At 62.3% G+C, this 21,979-nt stretch carries 17 protein-coding genes; 9 read left to right on the top strand and 8 right to left on the bottom strand.

Annotated features, from left to right (window positions below; translation table 11 throughout):
* Positions 1-16 precede the first annotated feature (16 nt).
* The 4 genes from V4529_15000 to V4529_14985 all read left to right on the top strand — a co-directional run bounded on the left by V4529_15000 (position 17) and on the right by V4529_14985 (position 4,999).
* A complete protein-coding gene (locus V4529_15000; protein MES2359641.1) occupies positions 17-2,683 on the top strand; it encodes a DEAD/DEAH box helicase in 2,667 nt (888 codons plus the stop codon).
* Entirely contained in the window at positions 2,634-3,161 is a 528-nt protein-coding gene (locus V4529_14995; GenBank protein ID MES2359640.1) for an SIS domain-containing protein, read from the top strand. The genes V4529_15000 and V4529_14995 overlap by 50 nt, the downstream gene beginning before the upstream one ends.
* 138 nt (positions 3,162-3,299) lie before the next feature.
* On the top strand, positions 3,300-4,532 hold the full coding sequence (locus V4529_14990) for a 4-hydroxy-3-methylbut-2-enyl diphosphate reductase (protein MES2359639.1): 1,233 nt from the start codon (positions 3,300-3,302) through the stop codon (positions 4,530-4,532).
* A gap of 281 nt (positions 4,533-4,813) precedes the next feature.
* Positions 4,814-4,999 carry a hypothetical protein gene (locus tag V4529_14985; GenBank protein ID MES2359638.1) on the top strand — a complete coding sequence of 62 codons (186 nt, stop codon included), beginning with the start codon at positions 4,814-4,816 and terminating at the stop codon, positions 4,997-4,999.
* A gap of 71 nt (positions 5,000-5,070) precedes the next feature.
* Here the strand turns inward: V4529_14985 and V4529_14980 are convergent, their stop codons facing one another.
* Positions 5,071-8,778, bottom strand: a complete 3,708-nt coding sequence (locus V4529_14980; protein ID MES2359637.1) for a carboxypeptidase-like regulatory domain-containing protein — start codon at positions 8,776-8,778, stop codon at positions 5,071-5,073.
* Between the two features lie 206 nt (positions 8,779-8,984).
* Between V4529_14980 and V4529_14975 the strand changes: the two genes are divergently transcribed.
* Positions 8,985-9,377, top strand: a complete 393-nt coding sequence (locus V4529_14975; GenBank protein MES2359636.1) for a VOC family protein — start codon at positions 8,985-8,987, stop codon at positions 9,375-9,377.
* A gap of 8 nt (positions 9,378-9,385) precedes the next feature.
* Here the strand turns inward: V4529_14975 and thyX are convergent, their stop codons facing one another.
* From thyX to V4529_14945, 6 genes are read right to left on the bottom strand one after another with little or no spacing between them, the layout of a single operon-like run.
* Positions 9,386-10,135, bottom strand: a complete 750-nt coding sequence (gene thyX / locus V4529_14970) for an FAD-dependent thymidylate synthase (protein ID MES2359635.1) — start codon at positions 10,133-10,135, stop codon at positions 9,386-9,388.
* 51 nt (positions 10,136-10,186) lie between these two features.
* Positions 10,187-11,830: an FAD-binding oxidoreductase gene (locus tag V4529_14965; GenBank protein ID MES2359634.1), complete on the bottom strand. Its 1,644-nt coding sequence runs from the start codon at positions 11,828-11,830 to the stop codon at positions 10,187-10,189.
* 16 nt (positions 11,831-11,846) lie between these two features.
* The gene (locus V4529_14960) at positions 11,847-12,746 is read right to left on the bottom strand and encodes a 3-hydroxybutyryl-CoA dehydrogenase (GenBank protein ID MES2359633.1); all 900 of its coding nucleotides are present in this window, start codon (positions 12,744-12,746) and stop codon (positions 11,847-11,849) included.
* Between the two features lie 7 nt (positions 12,747-12,753).
* Positions 12,754-13,626, bottom strand: coding sequence for a hypothetical protein (locus V4529_14955; protein MES2359632.1), 873 nt, complete (start codon positions 13,624-13,626; stop codon positions 12,754-12,756).
* Positions 13,616-14,731, bottom strand: a complete 1,116-nt coding sequence (locus V4529_14950; GenBank protein MES2359631.1) for a hypothetical protein — start codon at positions 14,729-14,731, stop codon at positions 13,616-13,618. Before V4529_14950 ends, V4529_14955 begins: the two co-directional genes overlap by 11 nt.
* A 32-nt stretch (positions 14,732-14,763) precedes the next feature.
* On the bottom strand, positions 14,764-15,975 hold the full coding sequence (locus tag V4529_14945) for an acetyl-CoA C-acetyltransferase (GenBank protein ID MES2359630.1): 1,212 nt from the start codon (positions 15,973-15,975) through the stop codon (positions 14,764-14,766).
* 37 nt (positions 15,976-16,012) lie between these two features.
* On the opposite strand from V4529_14945, the gene V4529_14940 reads away from it, so the two are divergent.
* A complete protein-coding gene (locus tag V4529_14940; protein ID MES2359629.1) occupies positions 16,013-17,521 on the top strand; it encodes a carboxypeptidase regulatory-like domain-containing protein in 1,509 nt (502 codons plus the stop codon).
* A 93-nt stretch (positions 17,522-17,614) separates the two neighbouring features.
* Here the strand turns inward: V4529_14940 and V4529_14935 are convergent, their stop codons facing one another.
* Entirely contained in the window at positions 17,615-18,922 is a 1,308-nt protein-coding gene (locus V4529_14935) for an MFS transporter (GenBank protein ID MES2359628.1), read from the bottom strand.
* A 44-nt stretch (positions 18,923-18,966) separates the two neighbouring features.
* Between V4529_14935 and V4529_14930 the strand changes: the two genes are divergently transcribed.
* From V4529_14930 to V4529_14920, 3 genes are read left to right on the top strand one after another with little or no spacing between them, the layout of a single operon-like run.
* The gene (locus tag V4529_14930) at positions 18,967-19,761 is read left to right on the top strand and encodes a 5-oxoprolinase subunit PxpA (GenBank protein MES2359627.1); all 795 of its coding nucleotides are present in this window, start codon (positions 18,967-18,969) and stop codon (positions 19,759-19,761) included.
* Between the two features lie 23 nt (positions 19,762-19,784).
* On the top strand, positions 19,785-20,435 hold the full coding sequence (pxpB, locus tag V4529_14925; GenBank protein ID MES2359626.1) for a 5-oxoprolinase subunit PxpB: 651 nt from the start codon (positions 19,785-19,787) through the stop codon (positions 20,433-20,435).
* Positions 20,432-21,325 (top strand): biotin-dependent carboxyltransferase family protein, encoded by an 894-nt coding sequence (locus V4529_14920; GenBank protein MES2359625.1) that lies wholly within the window; start codon positions 20,432-20,434, stop codon positions 21,323-21,325. Before pxpB ends, V4529_14920 begins: the two co-directional genes overlap by 4 nt.
* The last annotated feature ends 654 nt before the right edge of the window (positions 21,326-21,979 follow it).

Raw genomic sequence — 21,979 nt, 5'->3', positions numbered from 1 at the left:
TGATATCTTCCATGTAGTGACCTCTCCGCGCGCGGTCCATGACCGCTACCTGCCGCCGGACCACGAAGCATTCGTGGCTGCCGAGCCGCCCAATGGGCGGGTGATCGTCATCGCACCCACGCGCGCGGCCTGTGAGACGATCGAGCTGGCGCTGGCGCTCCATCTTGAGACAGTCCTCGCCCGCGAGCACGGTACGGAGATTCAGCGACTGGCCGAAAGCGGCGCGGGGTTCGGGATCGTTGCCGGCACGGGTACAGGGAAGACACTTGCGATCCGACCGATCGCCGAGACGATCCTCAAGACGAAAGATCTCCGCGTCGGCGTCGTTAACCGCGAGCGCGAGGCGACCCCGGAAACGCCGACGTGGAACGTCATAATCGTCACTACCGGCATCGCGCGGCGCTGGTTTCAGGACGACGACATTCGCGCGACCGACACGCTGATCGTCGATGAAATCCACCAGACCTCCGCCGAGCTCGAGCTGTGCCTTGCCCTCGGCAAGCGCGTTGGATGCCGCTACATCTGGCTCTCCGCGACGGTCGATCCATCCTTCTACGCCGAGTACCTAGGCTCGGCGTCGGTGATCGAGAGCAGCGCATTCGATCCTGCCAAGGCGGCGACGGTCAAGGTCATCAACAGGGATCCGCTCGAATTTCTGGACGAGAAATTTCTGCGCGCGGTGTTCAAGGAACGGCGGGGCGTTGGAGTGTTTCTTCCCACGCGCGCAGGTGTGGAGCAGGCGGCAGAATCGGTGCACGCGGCGTTTCCACGGATCAATACTGCGTTCTACCACGGCGGTGAGCCGATTCGCGTGATTCGGCCGTTCCTCGAAGGAACGGAGAAGAAACCGTACGTGCTCGCGATGACGGCTGCGGGCCAGAGCGCACTCAACGTGCGCGGGCTGGATACCGTCGTGATCGACGACACCCGCTTCACCAACATCATCGAGCGTGGCAAGAACGTGCTCAGCAAGCTGCACCTCGGCAGCAACGAGATATTGCAGATGGCGGGGCGCGTACACGGCCGCGTGGATGGCGGTCGCGTTTTCATACTGAGCGATCGCGCAATCGATTTCAAATCGCTGCAACCGACTGCGCCAGAATTTCAGCTCGCCGGTGATTCGGAGCGTGTCGCACTCACCTGCGCAGCTCTCGGAGTTCGCGCGGATGCACTGGATCTTCCGGTTCCTCTCGATCGCGTCTCGTATCGCAAGGCGCTGGCGCTGCTCGACGATCGCGGCATAGTAGAGAACGGCAAGCTTACGACTTACGGAAAGTCGGTCGAAGCGCTGCCTGTGGATCGTCCGTGGGCGGAGCTGCTCGTGAATGCCGACGATGACCTCATCCCGTATGTCGCGGTCATCAGCGGCATCGAGTCCTTGCATCGCATGACGCGCGAGGAGCGCGATCTCGATGGACTCCTCGTGCCGGGAAGCGATCATCTCACTGCGTATAATGTGTACGCCGAAGCGTTGTCCAAATGCGGCTTCACGGGCGAGGTGTACGGACTTCCCCGGCATCAATTCGACGATTCGGTGCTGGAATGGGCCGAGCGACGCGGCGTGCTCGTGAAGTCGATCGAGGACGCTGCGCTCGGCATGGCAAGCGTGTATCGCAGTCTCGGAATGCCGCTGCCGGCCAAGCTGCCATTCGCGCGCGATCATACCTACAAGCAATTCGCGGAACTGCTCGCGCGCACGATGCCATTCGATCTCGTGATCGACGAGCAGACGCGCGACGGAGGCAACGCGCGCGTCTCCAAGACGAGCGTGTGCGGGAGCTGGGGTGCCATTGCGGGAAGTCTGCGTTACTTCGCCGGCAAGAATGGCGAGCCACGCGCCGGAATCGAAGGGACGCAGATCCCGGACAGCCTCATCCGGAAGTACGCCACCCGCAGCAAGCCGCAGCTGATGTACGATGCGCACCGCAAGCACGACCAGCTGGTGTTGTTCAGCCGGGTGGAATATTTCGGCTTCGAGCTCGATCGCGAGATCGAGCCCGTGCGCGAGTTTCCGCCCGAGCTGGCCGCCGAGGCGCGCCACATTCTCGCGCAGGCTGCCGCGCGCGAGGAGGCTCGGCAGGTGTCGGTCAAGCGCAACCACGCAGCTATCAACGCAGTGCGTGAGGCGTATCGGCGATCGGGCGGCGCAACGCCGCGATTGGGATTCGACGAGCTGACCGCACTGTACGAGAATCAGCTCGCAGATGTGAATTCCGTCGAGGAGTTTCGCAACGCTCGGCTGACGGTCGATCCAGACGAGTTCGTGTCGCCGGAAGAACGCGCGCGACTGTCGCTGTTGCCCGATATGGTCCTCGTGCGCGATCGCGAGGCGTGGATCGATTACGACGTCGAGGAGAATGCCGACGGATCGCGCACGGGCGTCGCGCGATTGAGGTTGCCGGAGAAGATAGCCCGCACGCTCACCGAGGCCGAGCTGCCGGTACTGGACCGTCCGCTCCGATTCAGCGTCGTGCGTGGGCAGCGCGGTGCCGTGAAGGCCGATACATTGGACGAGCTTCAGGAGCTTCTCGACCGACCGTGGTCACAGGATGAGATCACACAAGAGAGAAAACGTGACGACAGAAAAAAGCCGCAACTTGATCGCCGCCCATTTCACGGAAAACATCCGCACGGTGCAGGCAAGCGCAACGATCCTCGCGGACGCGGCCGGCGCGGCAGGTGACGCGCTGGTAGCAGCGGTTCTGGGCGGAAAGAAGATTCTCTGCTTCGGAAACGGCGGCTCCGCGACTCAGGCGAGCCACATGGCGGGCGAGCTCATTGGCCGGTTCAAGGAGACCCGTCGCCCTTACGCGGCTATTGCACTTGGCGGCGACGTCGGATCGGTCACGTGCATCGCCAATGACTTCGGTTACGGCGCATTGTACGAGCGCCAGATCGAGGGACTCGCGAGCGACGGGGACGTCGCGCTCGGGATCACCACCAGCGGCTCGTCCGAGAACGTCGTTCGCGGGCTGGCCATGGCGGCAAAGAAAGGCGCGGTAACGATTGCGCTCACCGGCGAGCGCGGACTGGTTGGATGCAGTGCCGATCATGTCCTTGCGGTCCCGAGCAGTGTCACGGCGCACATTCAGGAGGTGCATCTGATGCTGCTGCACGCGTGGTGCATCGAGATCGACGCGGCGGTGCTGGGGCGGCGATAGCGGCGCGTCATTATTCGATTGCACCTAACGGGGCCAGGCGCGGATATATCCGCGCCGTACCCACCACCACCAATTCGGCGCGTGGTTTGGCGTCGTCGAACGACCGTTCGAATATCACCGGTCACTAAATTTCAATGCATGACGGCCCCGACGACCCCTCCAACATACTTCCGCAAAGGCTTCGGCCTCAAGGCTGACGTGGAGGAGGAGCTGGCGACCGCGTACGACGGGCGTCTGGTCGATCTGCTCAAGGAGCGCGACTTCTCGATCAGCTCCGGCGGCGTGACAGTCCGGCTGGCGCGTCAGTTTGGTTTCTGTTACGGCGTCGAGCGCGCCGTCGAGTACGCCTATCAGACGCGCAAGAAGTTCCCGGACAAGAAGATCTACCTTGCGGGCGAGATCATCCACAACCCGCACATCAACAGTCGGCTGAGCGAAGCCGGCGTGATCTTCCTCAAGCACAACGCCAACACCAACGAAGCGTCGTTCGATTTCAGCATCGTTAATCCGGATGATGTGGTTCTGCTTCCGGCTTTCGGTGTGACAGTGGCCGATTTCGCGACTCTGCGCGAGCGCGGCTGCGTGATGGTCGACACGACATGCGGCTCGGTCCTCAACGTCTGGAAGCGCGTGGAGAGCTACGCGCGTGACGGCTACACCGCCCTCATTCATGGCAAGTTCTACCACGAAGAGACGCGCGCCACGGCGTCGCAGGTGATGAAATATCCGGGCGGTCAGTACCTGATCGTGCGGGACATGGACGAGGTGCGCATCGTCTGCGATTTCCTGGAAGGGAAGCGCACCGCCGACGAGATCCGCGCCAAGTTCTCGCCGCACGCGGCGTCGCCCGAATTCGATCCGGATCGCGACCTCAAGCGGATCGGCGTGGCCAATCAGACCACCATGCTCGCGAGCGAGAGTCTTGCGATCGCCGCCGAGACGCAGGCTGCCATGGCGCGCGGGCACGGCGAGGAATATGCCGCCGCGAATTTCCGCACCTTCGACACGATCTGCTCGGCGACCCAGGACCGGCAGGACGCGGTACAGGAGATGTTGCTCGACCCGCCGGACGTCATGGTCGTCGTGGGCGGCTACAACTCGAGCAACACGATCTCGCTCGCGGCCATGTGCGCGGACAAGGTTCCGACGTATCACATCGAGGACGCGGCGTGCATCGACGTGGAGGCCGGCGTCATTCACCACCGTCTCCGCCAGGGCCGCGACGACGTCGCCACGCCAGCCTGGCTCCCGGAGACGGGGGATGTGGTGGTGGGGATCACCGCGGGTGCGAGTACGCCGAACAACAAGATCGCCGAAACGGTCGCGAGAGTATTTGCCTCGCGCGGCGTGGATCCGGCGACGATCCGGTAGACCAGGCAGGACCAGGTCGCATGGCGAACCGGTACGCGTTCGCGACCGCGCCCAACCCACCGCCCTGTCACAAATAGTGACAACCGTCCGCCGTCGACATGTGACGAAATCGTACCAGCAGGGTCACTGTTCCGAGGCGCATCTACACAAGCTCGACGCTGGCGCTAAAGTTCCTGGTCAGTGGCGCGAAACTTGTTATTATGCGCCGGTGTACCGACGGTGTGCACGACTGTGCACACCCGATTCTCCCAGGGGGGAAGATGGATTTCGGAGCGTTGCCCGTGTTCGACGGGCGCAGCGCACCGGTCCCGGATCCCACGCTGAATCTGGCGTGGTTCGAACGCAGCAGTGCCGAGGAAGTATCGGCACCGGAAAAGGCGCCCGCCGATGGAATCGGCGCGCTACTGGACCGCGTTCGTGAAGCCGAGGGGCTGGTGTACAACGGAGAAGGCGATTACGAAAACTGAATCGTCCGAGTGGTGATGATGCAGGACAGGCGGGGACGCGTGACGAGCGCGGCCCCGCTTTTTCGTGTGCCTCAGTGTCCCACCTGGATGTTCATCTGTCCGCTGGATTTCTGGGGCTGGCGTGGCTTGTCAGTGAAAGTCACCGGGGAGCCAAAATTCCACTGACTGTGCTCGCGATCCTTGGGCGTGACCGCCAGCATGTTCTTGAACATCGGCATCAGCTCACGTTGCGCTGGTGTAACCGCCGAATCGGCTATCTCCGGCTGCTCCCAGAAGATCTTCCAGTACGTCTTGCTCGTATTCCTGACGCTGTCGAGCTCCGCCTTGCCCGGATCACGACCTTCGTGCTGGGCGAGGAAGTTCCCAAGCTGGATGTAAATCGCGCGCACTCGGGTCGAGTACACCGAATCGTCGCGCTGAAGCGCCGCGATCTGCGGCTTGGTGAGGAAGAGCGAATCGCTATTCTCCAGCAGCAACTTGTGGATGCTCGAGGTGCGTGACAGATAGAATGCCGCAAGTGAGTCCGCCGTTCGTCTCGCGTAACCGTGTGGCCCTTTTACGGGCTCGATCGCCCGGCGCAGCTCCTGAAGCGGGTAGTCGACGGATAGGTTGAGCGAGAAATCGAGCGTAATCCTGAACGGGTTCCGCGTCAACGTGCTGACGGGACGCGTATCTGCAAAGCGCGGATTCACCGCGTACTTGAAGCTCTTCGACACTGGATCGAAGCCATGCGGAACGAGCAGCACCGGATCGACGACTGGCTGACCGCCCCATCCTCGGAGGCCGCTGCTGCCGTGCATAAGCTGGTCGACGCCGCCAAGTACGTTCTCGAAATAGACATTCGGTGTGACACGCCCGAGCCAGCGACGTGGGAACGGGGGACTCCACTGAAGGTTGAGCATGGCAGTCCACGGCCCACGGCAGCCGTTGCGAGGAGCGACCTGTCCGAGGTTGTCGAGAATGCACTTTCGTGCGCTGGATGATCCGTTGGCGATGAGCGCACGCAGCTGGCTCGACAGCGCCGTATCCACCCCCAGCGCCGGATTCGGGATGAATGCGCGGTCGCCGCTCAGACCGTCACCGTTGACGTCGCCCTGCACGATGGGCGTGAACGGGAGTCCGGACTGCAGACGGGTGAAGAGCGTGACGGCGCCCGTTTTCTGCGCGTAGAATCCCAGCGTGTACACGAAGATGTTGCGCGCGTCGTTGTTGGACGGCGCCCATTCCGTGAGACGCGGATCGCCGAACGCAGCACCATCGAACCCGCGGAACTGGCGACGCGACTCCTGCAGAGTGTAGGACAGCGATGTGAAGAACGAGAAGCCCGAGCGGGACCGGAACTTGAATACGTCGGGAGAAATAGTAGTCGTCATCTGACCGCCGTAGCCGCGCAGATCGCTGGTCCGCATTCCGACACGTCCAAACAGATCCGACTTGCGTGACTCCGCTGGCGACACCGCACCACTTGGCGCGTCGATCGCGGCGGTGGACACGAACACCGGTCGATTGCCTTCCGTGGGCAAGGCGAACCGCTGAGTTCCGGCGAAGTTGACGTCGACGGTGCCGGGCTGTGAGAGGTCGTACGAGCCAAGTGCGCCAACCTTGAGCAGCCAGCTACCGAGGTTGGAAGACCAATCCAGCGATGCGCGCCAGCTGTGCGGTACGTCGTACGATGGACTGATCAGTGAAACTGCGGGAGCATAATCTGCAAGTAACCCGGAGCCATCCAGACAGCGCGTGGGAATCGTGCCGGGGTCACTCTGGAACATCGACCAGTCGGGCGACGGCACAGCGTTGCCGACGCACGAGAGCTGTGACGTGCCATTCGGCAGTCCTGTTGCAGCGGACGCGCTCGCGAGAATGTCGGGACGCAACAGATCGCGGAAGTCGCCGATTCCTCCGCGAATCACGCCTGTCGTATTGCGGTAGAACGAGCCAATCGGGGAATTGTTCATTCCATTTCCGTTGGCCTTGTCATGGCTGTACGTATATGAGAATCCCGCGCGCGGACTGAAATGAATGCGCGACGGGGCAACATTTGTACGCACGCCAAGAGCGTTATCGAGCGCTGCGTCCTGCGCGGGAGCGGAGGCGAAGCCATCAGCCTCGACTCGTGCTCCGTACAACACGCTGAACATGCGCGATGGTGCCCACTGGTGAGCGAACGCTGCTGCTGCGTTCCATACGGTTCCAGAACTGGCTGGATGTGAGAGGGTGCGCGAAAAGCTCGCTGCATTACCAGCGGCGAGATCTGCGAGCGAGTTGAACGTGTAGCTGCCAAGTTGATTCGAGAAGGAGCTCTGGCGCAGTCCGTCGACGCGTCCCCAGATAAGTTCCTTGAAGTGGTTTCGCTTTCCGCTGGTATTCCATGTTGTCTGATTGGAGCCCTCGAGTGTCCAGCGCGTGTCGTTCAAGAGCGATTGACCGCCGCCAAGCACGAGGTTTCCCACACCAATGCCGTTCGATGCATCGATCGCTGGAGAGAGCACAAGGACGTTGGCGCCCGGTATGTCTTCGTATGGCGTGAGGTGATTCCTGACCGTGTTCGCTCCCATTCGTGTCTCGGTCAGCACCATGCGATTCCTGCCGACGTAGTTGCCGATCGTGAGCTGCGCACCGAGCGCTTCCTGTGTATGCTCAGCGGCAGCAGACGGCGCGCTGAGTGGGGCGAAGCCGATGCCTCCGTCGCGCGTGTAGGTCGCGTAGCTTGTCAGCGCGCGGGTTGCGAGCGTGTCGCGAGTGTCGTCGAGACGGCCGAGCCAGCTGAATGCGTCGTGCTGCTGTGATGCGGGAATACCGTGGCCGGACAGCGCGAGGCCGAGCGGTGTCGCGACTCCGAACAGACGCGCGACGGAGTCGGGCGACACTCCGGCGCGAAGCAGCACGCCGTCACCCGCGTCGAGAAGGGTAGCAGGCTGGCTCACGCTATGCGCGAGATCGACGGCTACGTTGTAGGTGAGCGCGTTGCGAATGAGCTCGCCATCGGCACCGAGGCTGCCGCGCACAGTGCCGTGTTGCACACCCGCCGCGCGGCCAACGGCATCGGTGAGCTGCAACGCGGATGGGCTCAGTGTCAGATAGCCGCGGCGCCTCTGATAAAAGCGATCCCCTGGACTGAGCTGCACGTCGATGTTGGCACCGGAGAATCCTCCCCGAGTAGGATCGAAAGTCGCGCCCGTTACTCTGACGTTCGTGTTCGCTGCGCGCGGAATCGACCCAGCGGACATTCCCATGCCGTTCAGGGTCGTGAGGTTCGATTCTGCTCCTGAGCCGAGTATGGACGGACCCGCACCGGTCATCGTGACGTTCGACATGGTGCCGGCCACAGCATTGAGATCGCCTGCAGTAGTGGGTGGAATGTCGCCCTTGACTCCGTCCTGCCATTTTTCTGAAGCGCCTGTTTCGGGATCGAATGGGCTGACGTCATTGCGGGCTCGCACCGGCTTGGATGCCGTCACGTTTACCGCGGCGAGCTTGGCGAGGTCCGGTCTGAGAACGAAGTTGGCGACCAGCTCGCGCTCGCTGCCTTCCCGCTGCACTCGGCGCCGTGCAGAAGCGAAGCCGGGTGCGGTGACGTAGACGAGGTAGTCACCTGTGCCCGGGTCGAACCGGAGACTGAAGGCGCCAGTGCTATCGCTGGTCGACTTCTGCACGAGCCGGTCGGGCCCGCGGGTTACCGTGATGCTGGCGCCGGCGATGGCGCGCGCCGAGTCGTCGGTGATGCGGCCACGGACCACGTCGGCGCCGGTCTGGGCGCGGGCGAGCCGTGGGGAGAGCAACAGGGAAACAACCAGGCAGGCGAATGTGGCCGCGGTTCGTGCGCTGTGGAGATGGAGAACGTGTCGTGATGGCGTGCGTGACATCAGATGTTTCATGCCAGATGAGGGTCAGGTAAGGGTCCGACTGGACTTCTCCCTATTTGATGTCTGGAATCCGTAAATCGTCTGATGCGAGTTTTCTGGCGGTTTCGCATAGATTTTCCATCATGGACGCTTCTACGCAGACCTGGGCGATCGAGCGCGTCGGGCAGATCGCGATCAACGTTCACGACGTCGAGCGGGCGACCAGCTTCTATCGTGACGTGCTGGGATTGAAGTTCCTGTTTGCCGCACCACCCGGTCTCGCATTCTTCGACTGCGGTGGCATGCGACTCATGCTCACCACGCCGGAGTCGCCGGAGCATGACCACCGCAGTTCGGTGATCTATTACGTAGTGGCGGACATTGCTCAAGCGTACAGTTCGCTAACCGAGCGCGGCGTCGTTTTTGAGGACAAGCCGCATGTCGTGGCGCGTCTGGAAAATGTCGAGATCTGGATGGCCTTTCTGAAAGATCCCGACGGAAACCTGCTTGCGCTGATGTGTGAAGTGAGCGTCTGACGCTTCCGTCAGACCTTGTGGTACGTCACGCGTGCGGCCTCGCGTCGATCATCTGCCTGGTATATCTCGAAATCACTGAAGAATCCAGGTGCTTCGGTCTGCAATACTCGAATCACCATCACCGCCCAACGGCGAATCTCGAGCTCGGCGCCTTCACTCGAGCGTAGCTCCAGCAGTGTGCGCCATGCCCGCGCGTTGGCGGTAACGACGATCTTGGTTTCCGTGGAATTGGGAAGCACGCCGCGCGCGGCCTCGCGTGCCATCTTGCGGCGGTGCACCTTGTCCGCAACCCACGCATAACGCTGCATGAGCTGCTCGACCAGCGCTACGTACGCGCTCTGTGCTGCATCGACCTGAGTCTGCCACGCGTCGCGGAGCGCATCGTCACCGATTATTGCGGGCGGTACGACGAAGTTCGCTTCGGACTCATCCACATAGCGTTGGGAAAGTTGGGAGAAGGCCATTCCAGCTCTGTGTCGCACCAGCTCGTGCGTGAGCGACCGGCTTACGCCTTCGACGAGCAGCGAATAATTCGCGTGCTCCAGTACGCTGCCGTGGCCCTGCTTCTTGATGTTCTCCAGATACTCGCGCGTGCTGCGCGACGCGGGATTCCGCTGACTCATGTAGCACAGGCGTCCCGCGAACTCGGCAAGCCGCTCCCCATCCGTGCTGTCGCCGATCCAGTTGACGGGCAGGCCGGCGGGTTCGGTGAATTGAGGGCGCGAGAGAACGGTGATCTTGGGCTCGGTATAGTACACGTGTGCTGAGCGGTCAGGGTGAGTATGCGGGAGGGGAGGCGCTCGCCAAAGTTACGCGACGCCGTCGATCAAGTCGAGGCGGAATGCAGCGTACGCACGCTCATCGCTCACGCGTGCGAGTGCGGCCGCCGCCGCAGGTGGATGCTGTGGAAGCTCGGGGTCGTATTTAATGTTTGTGATCGCACTTTCCCCTGCGACGGCGATCTTCACTCCGGGATTCAATATTCCGGATGGGTCGAACGCGCGTTTCACGGCCTCGAAACGGCGGAGAATCTCCGCGCTCCATACCCTGCTCAGCAACGGCGTACGCAGTCTCCCGTCGCCGTGCTCTCCGTCGAGTGTGCCGCCAAGCCTGGCAGTCAGGGTTACCACTTCGTCCAGCATTCCGGCGATGATGTCGCGCCATCCCGTGCGATTGATGTCGATGAGGGGATTGACGTGAACGTGCGAATCACCCGCGTGCCCGAAGATCACGCCGGTGACGTGATACTTCGCGAGAATCGCGCGTACACCGCGCACGTACTCCGGCAGCTTCGTTGGGGGAACGGCGCCGTCCTCCACGAATTGCATCGACGTCAGTGATGGGCCGAGCCGCGTGAGAATCGGGCTCGCTGCGTGGCGCAGTTCCCACATTTCGCCTTCGGCCTGTCTGGTAAGCGCAAGCTCGACGGACGTTGCACCAGCGGATCGGAACGCGGCAGCGAGTGATTCCGCTGCGTGACGTGCTTCGTCGTCGCTGTCAGCTTCCACTTCGGCAAGGAGCACTGCTTCGGACGCCGACGGGACCTGTGGCAGTGGTGCTGCACTTGCGGCGACATCGAGAAATGTGCGATCCAGAAGCTCGCACGCTGCGGCCCCGGCATCGCGCGCCTGAGTGGCGGCAGAAACGGCCGACTCCAGTGTGGGAAAACTGCCGAGCAGCGAGCTCGTTGCGCGCGGCGCCGGCGCGAGGCGAAGCTCGATGCCAACTACGATCGCGAGTGTTCCTTCACTCCCGATTATCATGTCGATCGGTTCGTCGGATTCCGCGAATGCGTGAATGCCATATCCCGATGAATCCTTGCGCACTCCTGCATGTATCGACGGCGTGACTGCATCCGCGGTAGTGAGAGCGCCCGCCATGCTCCAGAAGCGCTGCAGCGCGGCAACATTGTCGGGGATAGGCGCGCCGCGGCGCACGGTCGCACGCGTTCCGTCATCGAACACACAGTCGAGTGCTATCACCCACCGACGCGTCGGACCGTACTTGAGCGAATGCGCACCGGATGCGTTGGTGGATACCATCCCTCCGACGGTGCAGAATGCGCCACTGGACGGATCGGGTGGAAAGCGAACGCCGGCACTACGCGCGGCCGTTTCGACTTCCTGCCAAGTTATTCCAGGGCCCACCGAGATGGTTCGGTTCGCGACATCGACCGCCGACATACCGCGCATGCGGCTGAGATCGACTATCACACCATCGCCGATGGCGCCGCCAGCCATTCCGCTGCCGGATCCGCGCGGGATGAGCGGCGTACCTGTCGCGTGCGCCCATCGCACGATGGTCTGCACATCGGCGATATCAGCCGGCACAGCGACCGCGCGCGGTATCATGCGCGCAATTCCCGCACCTTCGGAATAAACGGCGAGTGCCGCGTCGTCCGTGCGAAATGGTCCACGGAACGACTCCGGTCTGGTTGGAGCGACTGTACTCACGCTGTCGTAACGCGCGTCAGACGCCGAGGTCGTTCGGGACCGGCGGTGTCTTCGAATAATCGTAGAATCCCATTCCCGATTTCCTGCCGTACATGCCGGCGATCACCATTCGCTTGAGCAGTGGCGGTGGCGCATAGCGTGATTCGCGATACTCGTCGTACATGATCTCCGCGATCCTGTACGTCGTATCGAGTCCAACGAAATCGAGCAGCGTGAACGGGCCCATCGGATATCCCGCACCGAGCATCATCCCCTTGTCGATGTCCGCAATGGACGCGACGCCCGATTCCAGTGCACGGATCGCATCGATCATGTACGGTACCAGGAGAAGATTCACCACGAAGCCGGAATTGTCGTGCGCCCGGATCGGCTCCTTGCCGAGTGAACGCACGAACGCGAGCGCGCGCTCGACAGTTCGAGAGCTGGTCTTGATTGCCCGCACGACCTCCACCAGTTTCATCGCCGGAACGGGATTGAAGAAGTGCATTCCGACGAACCGGTCCGCGCGCGAAGTAGCGGCGGCAATCTCGCCGATGGTCAGGCTCGACGTATTCGACGCGAAGATCGTGTGCGGTCCACACAGCTTATCCAGCTCCGCGAACATCTCTGACTTGACAGCGAGATCCTCCACCACTGCTTCGATCACGATGTCGGCGCTGGCCAGATCAGCGAGTGAAGTCGTAAAGCGAATCAGTTTGAGCGCTGCCTCCTTGTCTGCTCCCGTCGCCTTGCCCTTCTCGATCGCCCTGTCGAAGGATCCGAGGATCGCGGCGCGCGACCTGTCGCAGAGCTCGTCGGAAACTTCGCGTACCGTCGTCGCGTATCCACTCGCGGCGCACACCTGCGCGATGCCGGATCCCATGAGTCCGCCGCCGAGTACGGCGACGACCTTGATGCCGTTATGTGTGTCGCTCATGAGCATGTCACCTGTGGATCTGCCGCTGGGCCGCCAGCGCTTCGAGGAGATTGGCAGGACGACGCGATTCGCCGTACTCCAGTCGGTCCAGTACCTGTTCCAACGCGAGCGTAATGCGCTCGGCGAAGCCGTGATGCCGTCGAAGGATGAGATACGCGCCGCCACCAGCGATCGCGATCGGAAACGCGGCCATCCCGAGCGCGAGCCCGACGGCAACGTGCGCGAGTGTCGCGCCGGCGACGAAGGTGCCACCGGCCACGATACCCGTGGCGGTCACTGCACCTCCGGCGCGCACGACATTGGTGCGCGAAGGCGCGAGGTCGGCGTCCAGGCGAACCAGCGACCTCTTGTCATCGACGGGAACCACTGTTGCGGCAACCTGACTGGCGCGCGAGAGCTGGTATGACCGGCCGCCGCTGCGAAGGCCGCGCTTGATCGCTGCGACCCAGTCGTTTCTGGCTTCCCACGTCACTCGATCCGCGAACCTGCGTTGGACCTGCATGCACTCGTCCCGCTGCATGTATGCGTCCAGATATGCGATTATGGCTTCCGGCTCGCCCGGAATCGTTCGCGACGCGGACACGGATGTCGGCCCCGCGACGCGAACGAGCCAACGGCTATCATCGTCCGTATCGTTGCTGACGCGCGTACGCTCCTCGGCCAGCGCCTGCCGAACGCTCGTGACGGTGAGACCTGCTTCCTTCGCGATCTCGAGCAACTTCGTTTCAGTGATCGCATCCGCGTCCTGTTCGCCGCCGCCGATCCCCTGCAACTCGGCGGCGCGCGCAAGCACACGCTCCACCGCACGACGATCCAGTCCGTGCTCGGGCGCGGTTACCGCCGTGCTGGCAGACGCCTTTTCCGGAAGATCAGATTCCACTGTCGATATTGTCGATCTGGCGCTTCATCGCGTCACGGATCGCGTCTGGAATCGGGAACAGCGACGCGAGCTGCGTGCGTGGCGCGGCGCTCGGTGTCGCACCAGTCGCGCGTATGTAATAGCGAGCGTACCCGTCTGCCAACTCAGGAACGAATTTCTCCAGCAGCATGAGACCTGCGCGCACTGTTGCCGTGCTGGAAATGCGATCTGCTGCACCACTGCGCTGCTCCGCTGGCGTAGTGTTGTCGGCGATCGCAGCATTTGCGACAGTACCGACCAGCTCGTGCGCGAGAGTGTACATCGCTTCCGGCGCGTCGGATGGACGATTCGGAAATGTGACGGCAACGGTGGTACGGAAGCCACCGGCCGCGCTGATCGTGCGACCTTCGCCTGCGAGCGGGAGCGACAGAATTATGTCGCCGTCGCGCTGTTGCGTGTTGGTAAGGAATCGCTGAATGCGCGGGCGCATGAGATGTTGCCACATTGCAGTCGTCGAGTCGATCACGTTGGCGCGCTCGCGCTGCTGCTGCACCCAGTACGAGTGATAGAACTTGGCGTCCTCATCCCACAACGACGATGCGAAGAGCGCGAGCCAGGTGCGATCTGCCGGACTCTGGAAATAGCTCGCGAGTACGGCGAACTGCGCCGATTCCGTCTGTGATTTCGCGGAGCCCGGGCTCCCGTTCGACGCAACGAAGCGGTCGATGACGGTACGCATCTCTTCCAGTGAGGAGAAGTAGAACGGAACGAACTGCGCGTTGATCAACAGACGACTCGATGTGAGCTGTCTCGCCAGCTTGTCGTGGTTGACGTCGAGCTGCGTCAGGACGTTTGCCTTGTTCTTCAGGACGGTCAGATCATCACGGTAGCCGCGCCGAAACAACGGTACCTGCGCCGAGCTGTCGTCCGACAGCAGCGCGAAACCGTGAAGCCACAGATCGACATTCTCTCTCGTCTTTATCGGCCACGTCGTGTCAGGAGAGCGGCCCATGATGATTGGCTGGACCGCCTGCGGCTGGGATGCAGATCCGGACGCACATGCAAACACGCCGGCGATCGATGCAGCCCCGACCGTAGCGGCACTGAAACGCAGAAGCTTCTTCATTCGTTCGGATTTGCGGGATGATGGCATTGCGATCAAGCGCCGAGCGACTCCACGATGAGCGCGATCCCCTGACCGCCGCCGATGCAGGCGGTGCCGAGTCCGTAGCGCTTGCCGCTGGCACGCAGCGCGTGCAACAGGTGGACGGTGATGCGTGCGCCTGACGCGGCAAGCGGATGGCTCAGCGCGATCGCGCCGCCGTGTATGTTCAACTTCTCACGCGGAATGTGCAGCTCGGCCTGAACCGCGCACGTCTGCGTGGCGAATGCTTCGTTGACCTCGATCAAGTCCATGTCGTCGATCGACATATGAGCGCGCTCGAGCGCGGCCCTTGTCGCTGGCACGGGACCGATTCCCATGATGCGCGGATCGACGCCTGCGAGGCCCCACGAGACCAGTCTCGCGAGTGGCTTGATGCCGTGCGCGTCGGCGTATTCGCGGCTCGCTACGACCATGGCTGCTGCGCCGTCGCCGATGCCGGATGCGTTGCCCGCCGTCACGACACCGTTCTCGCGAAATGCCGGGCGCAGTCTTGCGAGTCCTTCAGCGGTGGAATTGGGGCGCATGTGCTCGTCGCGGCGGAAATCTTCCGTCTCACGTGTCTTGGGATTTTTTACTGGAACGGGGATCACTTCCTCGTCATACACCCCTGACTCCCAAGCGTCCCGTGTGAGCATCTGCGAACGGAGCGCGAACTCATCCGAAGCCGCCCGTCCGATGCCGTATTTCTCGTTGAGGTTCTCGGCGGTATCTGCCATTGATACGCTGGCGAATGAGTCCTTGAGACCCTCCGTCAGGGTATCTTCCAGCGCGGGAGATTTGCCAAGTGGCACGCCCCACCGGATTCCGCGGACGGCGTGTGGTGCCTGGGACATGGACTCGGCGCCCCCCACGAGGCAGACTTCGGCCTCGCCGGTGATGATCTCGAGGGCTCCGCTCACGACTGCCTGGAACCCTGAGCCACACAAGCGGTTTACAGTTAGTGCGGGCGCTTCGGTCGGGCAACCAGATCGCAGGGCTACGTGGCGCGCGAAATACAGCGAGTCGTTGGTGGTATAGAGTACATTTCCAAAGATGGTCTGCTGTATCGATGTTGGCGCTATACTGGCGCGATCTATCGCACTCTTAGAGGCGATAACGCCAAGCTGGATGGCGGAGACGTCGCGCAGCGCACCGCCGAACGTACCGAATGGAGTGCGAACGCCGGAGAGAAACACGACTTCGCGATTCGAGTTTTGAGTGCCCATCTGGAGTAATATACGGGGCAACATGGTCAGAGATCCTATGAGCCGTTCTGCAATTCTGGCAGCAGCTGTTGCGCTGTTCTGCCTGCCATTTCCGTCTGCCGTTCAAGCGCAACGGATCGTTCCACGTCACTCGATCATCCAGAAGCCGGTTGACTCGACGGCCACGAAGGCGGTGCCCGACAAACCATCCGCTAGTGCCCTGGCGCCCGGAACGGGCAGCATAATGGGCGCCGCGCTCGATTCCCTGCACGAGGAGATGCTGGCTCGTGCCGGCATCGCGGTGATGGGGCTGGCGGGGAGGCACGCGGTGACAACAGAGGCGGGCGCGTTCCGGATCGATTCGATCCCTCCGGGCAAGTACGTGCTGGAGGTGACGCATCCGGTTCTGGATTCGCTCGGCATCCGGCTGCTCTCGGACTCGATCACGGTGACGGCAGGACAGGTCCAGACGGTGGAACTGGCAATTCCAGGAACCCGTACGCTGATCACCTCCGTATGCACGCCGGCAAAGCTTCGCTTCGGGCCGGGCGTCATCCTCGGACGCGTGGTGGACGCTGATACGGATAAGCCGGCCACCGGCGCCGAGGTGTCGGTTGCGTGGTCGGAAACGGAAGTGAACACAGTTGTCGGGCTTCGGACAACGCCGCACGTGCGGAAGGCGACCGTCGCGGCGGATGGGACGTATCGCATATGCGGAGTGCCTGCGAATTTCAGCGGGTCGCTGCAGGCGATTCGCGGCACTGCCAAGACAGCGGAAGTCCCTATCGAAGTAGCCGATCACGCGCTTTCGATGCGCATGTTGATATTGCCACCGGCCATTGTCGCTTCGGGCGACACGACCGGGGGGGCGCGGACGCACAGGGTTGGACGCGCGGTGATCACGGGTACAGTTACCAACGCGGGTGGAGTTCCCGTGCCTGGCGCGCGCGTCTCGGTGCAGGGGAGTGAGTCATCCACATCCACCGGACCGGATGGCAAGTTCACTCTTACGGGAGTCGTTCCCGGCACGCAATCGGTGCTGGTGCGTCGTGTAGGCTACTCACCTGTAGAACAGCCGATCGATGTAACATCGCTTGCAACCAATCAGCTCACGGTGCGTCTCGGTGCATACACACCGGTGCTGTCCAGCGTCGACGTCAAGGCGAAGGCGGATCCGCTGGAAAGCACTGGATTCGAGCGCCGGCGCAAGATGGGAATGGGCCGTTACATGGATCTCGATCAGATCAAGAAGATCAGTCCGACATACACGTCCGACATTCTCCGGCGCATTCCCGGCATCTACGTGACCGGCAGCGGGTCGAGTGCAAACGTCTCCACGACGCGCGGCAATGGTTGTGTCGCGTACCTCATCGACAACAATACGGTATCGGCGAGCGCGGGTCAGTCGATCGACGAGATCGTCGGCGAGCAGGACGTCGCGGCGGTCGAGTTCTACAATCCGGTCGATGTACCGATGGAGCTGTCATCCGGATCGAATAGCGGATGTGCACTGCTGGTGATCTGGACCAAGGGTAAGCTCCAGGCGCCGACGAAGAAGGGACCGTAAGGTTCGATTGCATTGCAAATGACAGGCACGGATGCATCCGTGCCCCACATTCGCTCGCCATCCTTGCCGGTGGCGAGCGTCGTCATCTCCTGCCTACGTGCTCCAAGTACCTTTTCGTTCCTTGAACAGTGTCACGCCGATGACGAACGTCACTGCGGTTACGATTATCGGGTACCACAACCCGGCGTAGGGATTCCCCGTCCGCGCTACGAGTGCGGTCGCGATGAGCGGCAGGAATCCGCCGAACCATCCCGTTCCCATGTGGTGCACGAACGACACCCCCGTGTAACGCACGCTCGTCGGGAATGCTTCGACGAGAAGTGCGCCGAGTGGCCCGGTGCACATCGCGGCGAGCACGATCTGATAGAATATGAGCGCTGCGAGCGCAGGAACGTTGGGCGTTCCCGCCGCGGCCCGTGCCATGAGATGATAGCAGGGATACAGCGTGATCGCGGCGAGTGCGAAGGCGAGCATGATGATTGGCTTTCTGCCCACGCGATCCGACAGCGCGCCAAACAGAACGAAGCACGGTGTTCCGAAAACGAGTGCGACCGTCACCGCCATGTACGCGGCGCCGAACGGCACTTTGAGCACGGTTTGCAGAAAGAACAGCGCGTAGAACTGTCCGGCGTACCACGTCACGGCATGTCCGGAGATGACGCCAAAGAGGAGCGTGAGCATCACCTTCCATCGCGAATTTCCGAAGGCGTCGTGAATTGGCGTGGAGGACGTCTCGCCGCGCGCCTTGAGCTCCGCGAACATCGGCGATTCTTCCAGTTTGCGCCGTACGTAGTACGATATCGCGACAAGTATCGACGACACGAGAAACGGAACACGCCATCCCCACGCGGCGAAGGCGGCCTCGCCAATCAGTCTGCGCGTGACAAGGATGACGAGCAGCGACACGAGCAGTCCAACAGTGGCCGTGGTATAAATGAAGCTCGTGTAGTAGCCCCGCTTTCCCTCTGGCGCATGCTCGGCCACATAGACCGCTGCCCCGCCGTACTCGCCGCCAAGTGCCAGTCCCTGGATGAGGCGGAGGACGACGAGTGTGACCGGGGCGAGGAACCCGATCGTCGCGAAGCCGGGCAGGAGGCCGATCGCCGACGTGGATGTGCCCATGACGACGAGCGTTGTAAGAAACGCCTTCTTTCGACCAAGCCGGTCACCGATGCGCCCGAAGAAGAGCGCGCCGATCGGTCTCACCGCGAAACCAACGGCAAAGGTCGCGAGGGCTTCGAGGAAGCCGGCGGTCGGGTTGTTGGGCGGATAGAACTGGTGCGCCAGGATAGCCGCGAGCGAGCCGAAAATGAAGAAGTCGTACCACTCGATCATCGAGCCCGCACAGGACGCGATGAGGACGGTTCGCATCGAGCGCGGGGAGACGGCGGGAGAAGTCATGCCAGAAGTTGCGGCGCCAGCGATTCGCCCGCAACTTTGGTGTCATGAAGGGCGCGTCGGATTTCATCCCTGCAGGCGGCCTGGCCGTCGATCTGAACGCCGATATGGGCGAGGGCTTCGGACGCTACAGGCTTAACGATGACGCGCTGCTCGCGACTGTGACATCGGCGAGCATCGCGTGCGGCTTCCATGCGGGCGACCCGGTCGTGATGCGGGAGACGGTAGCGAACGCGGCGGGGCGAGGGGTAACGATCGGTGCGCATCCGGGTTATCCGGACCTTGTAGGGTTTGGTCGCCGCGATCTTGCAGTGACGCCGTCTGAGGTCGAAGCGATGGTAGTGTATCAGATCGGCGCCTTGCAGGCGGTGTGTGTCGCCGCGGGGGCGCATCTCCGATTCGTCAAACCACACGGGTCGCTGTACAATCGCGCGGCGAGAGACGCTGCTACTGCGGACGCGATAGCACGTGCAGTGCGCTCCGTGGATTCGTCGCTCATTCTGCTCGGTCTTGCGGGAAGCGCGCTGACCGAAGCGGCGGCAAGGGTGGGGATTCGAAGCGTGAGCGAGGCGTTCGTCGATCGCGCGTACCGCAGGGACGGAACGCTGGTACCGCGCACGGAGGCCGGCGCGGTACTGGAAGGCGCGGGTGCCGTAGCCGAGCGTGCGCTGCGAATGGTGCAGACAGGTACGGTGCTTTCGGCTGATGGCGCTGTCGTGAGCATCCGTGCCGAATCGCTCTGCACGCATGGGGACGGCCCCGACGCGGTTGCCATCGTTCGTGCGGTTCGGACGCGGCTGGAACAGGCCGGCATCAGCGTGGCGTCGTTCGCACGCCCGTGATGCACGTCCGAACGTGACTCCCCGTGGATGAATTTCCGATAATACAGCAGCTTGGTGACGATGCACTGCTCGTAACGTTTGCGCGCACGATATCCTGGGATGTCGGTGTCCGCGTGCGTACTGCTGCTCGACGCATACGCGACACGCAGCTGTCTTCGGTTACGGACGTGGTGCCGGCGTACACGACACTCGCAGTGTACTTCGACAGTCGGGCGGTGTCGTTCGCGACCGTATCGGCGGAGGTTGCGAATCTGATCGGGGATGCGAATGCAGCGAGCGATGACAGCTCGACGCTGATCGAGATTCCAGTGCGTTATGACGGGCCCGATCTCGCAGAAGTTGCCGAGCGCACGGGGCTGGCGCAGGATGAGTTGATCGAGAAGCACTGCTCGCGGACGTATCGCGCGTACATGACTGGCTTTGCTCCCGGCTTCACCTATCTCGGTGATCTCGATGAAGCACTGGTACTCCCGCGTCGCACGAATCCACGCGTGCGCGTTCCCGCGGGATCGGTCGCGATCGCCGGCGCGCAGACGGCGATCTATCCGCTGGTCACGCCGGGCGGCTGGCATCTCATCGGAACGACATCGATGGCGATGTTCGATCCGACGCGTGACCCGCCTGCACTGGTTCGCGCGGGCGACTCGGTTCGGTTCGTCAGGGTCGACGGATGAGCGATGTAATTACTGTAATTGCGGCGCCGCCGTTTGCGACGATACAGGATCTGGGACGCGTTGGCTTCCGTGATTCTGGAGTTCCGGTATCGGGGCTCGCGGATCGCGAGTCTGGTTTGCTGCTCAATGCGATTCTTGGCAACGATCCCAACGCCGCGATGATCGAGTGGGCTGTTGCTGGTGGAGCGCTTCGCTTCGGTTGCGCGGCGAAGGTCGCGATTGGCGGGGCGGAGGCAATACTGCGCATCAACGGAGTAAAGGCGGATCCGTGGCTGCCGATCGTCATTGCCAACGGTGACGAGTTGCGGATCGACCGCATCGTGCGCGGGCGGTTTGTTCTGATCGCGGTCCGCGGTGGAATCGACGTGCCTATCGTGCTGGGCAGCCGATCGACGCTGCTGAGCGCCGGAATGGGAGGATTCGACGGGCGCAGGCTGCGCAACGGTGATCAATTGCCCATCGGCGATCACGTGATCACACCGTACCACAATATCGAATACGACAAACGAGGCGGCCGTACGAATTCCGGCGGCCCGGTAACGGTAATGCGCGGACCGCAAGCATCGTTGTTCGACGATGCTGCGTGGGCGACATTTCTGAACACAGAGTATCTGGTTTCGCTCGCGTCGGACAGAAGTGGCTATCGATTGGACGGCGTCGCGATCTCGCACAGCGGATCTGCCGCGTCGCCGTCGGAGCCGGCCTGTGTTGGTGCGATACAGATCCCGGACGGCGGTACGCCGATAGTGATCATGAACGACGGGCCGACAGTAGGCGGATATCCGAAGATCGCGGTGATCAGGGATTCGTGTCTGTCGAGATTCGCGCAGCTGCTCCCGGGGGATCCGGTGCGGTTCGCGGTGGGTTCAGCCAATTTCGATCGTGCGTAAAATGACCAGGCGCGGATGCATCCGCGCCGTACGCAGGCGTACCGGAACGGCGCGATCGGCATTCGGTGTCGGCGCGGCATCGATACAAATGCGTTGATGTGATTGTTGCGTAGTGCGCCGCGATTGACGTGGTGTTCATCCGATTTCGATCGCGCGTAGACGGATCGGTGCGTCGTGCGGTCGATTGATGCGGTGATTATCTGGGTTCGATATCACGTAAATGGACGATTACGCAATGTGGGGTGACCGGCGCGGCGTTCATCGAGGTCCGATCGTTCGTACACGGATCCGCGTGTCGTGGGGTCGATTGATGCGGCAATCATTCGGTTTCGATCGCGCGTGAATGGACGGTTACGGAATGTGGCGGAACCGGCGCGGCGTTCATCCGATGTCGATATCACGTAAAATGACCAGGCGCGGATGCATCCGCGCCCTACGCAGGCGTACCGGGACGGCGCAATCGGAATTCCGTGTCGGCGGGGCATCGATACAAACGCATTGATGTAATTGTGGTGCTTGTCAAACGATGGGATCGAGTATTCGGCCCGGTCGCATCGTTGTGCCATGAATAATTTCTATGCGCGCACGCATCCACGTTGGTCGGCATACGACTACGCAAGGGCCGGCGTGTATTTCGTTACAACCATTACGCAC

The sequence above is a fragment of the Gemmatimonadota bacterium genome (assembly GCA_040388625.1).
Taxonomy (GTDB): domain Bacteria; phylum Gemmatimonadota; class Gemmatimonadetes; order Gemmatimonadales; family Gemmatimonadaceae; genus Fen-1247.
The sequence above is the reverse complement of the archived record's forward strand: the minus strand, read 5'-3'. Positions and strand labels throughout refer to the sequence as shown.

What these genes read in the sequence shown, in the direction of transcription:
- V4529_14990 (MES2359639.1), top strand. Translation starts at nt 3,300, where the DNA reads ATGACGGCCCCGACGACCCCTCCAACATACTTCCGCAAAGGCTTCGGC.
- V4529_14975 (MES2359636.1), top strand. Translation starts at nt 8,985, where the DNA reads ATGGACGCTTCTACGCAGACCTGGGCGATCGAGCGCGTCGGGCAGATC.
- V4529_14960 (MES2359633.1), bottom strand. Translation starts at nt 12,746, where the DNA reads ATGAGCGACACACATAACGGCATCAAGGTCGTCGCCGTACTCGGCGGC.
- V4529_14950 (MES2359631.1), bottom strand. Translation starts at nt 14,731, where the DNA reads ATGAAGAAGCTTCTGCGTTTCAGTGCCGCTACGGTCGGGGCTGCATCG.
- V4529_14945 (MES2359630.1), bottom strand. Translation starts at nt 15,975, where the DNA reads ATGGGCACTCAAAACTCGAATCGCGAAGTCGTGTTTCTCTCCGGCGTT.
- V4529_14940 (MES2359629.1), top strand. Translation starts at nt 16,013, where the DNA reads ATGAGCCGTTCTGCAATTCTGGCAGCAGCTGTTGCGCTGTTCTGCCTG.
- V4529_14935 (MES2359628.1), bottom strand. Translation starts at nt 18,922, where the DNA reads ATGACTTCTCCCGCCGTCTCCCCGCGCTCGATGCGAACCGTCCTCATC.
- V4529_14930 (MES2359627.1), top strand. Translation starts at nt 18,967, where the DNA reads ATGAAGGGCGCGTCGGATTTCATCCCTGCAGGCGGCCTGGCCGTCGAT.
- V4529_14920 (MES2359625.1), top strand. Translation starts at nt 20,432, where the DNA reads ATGAGCGATGTAATTACTGTAATTGCGGCGCCGCCGTTTGCGACGATA.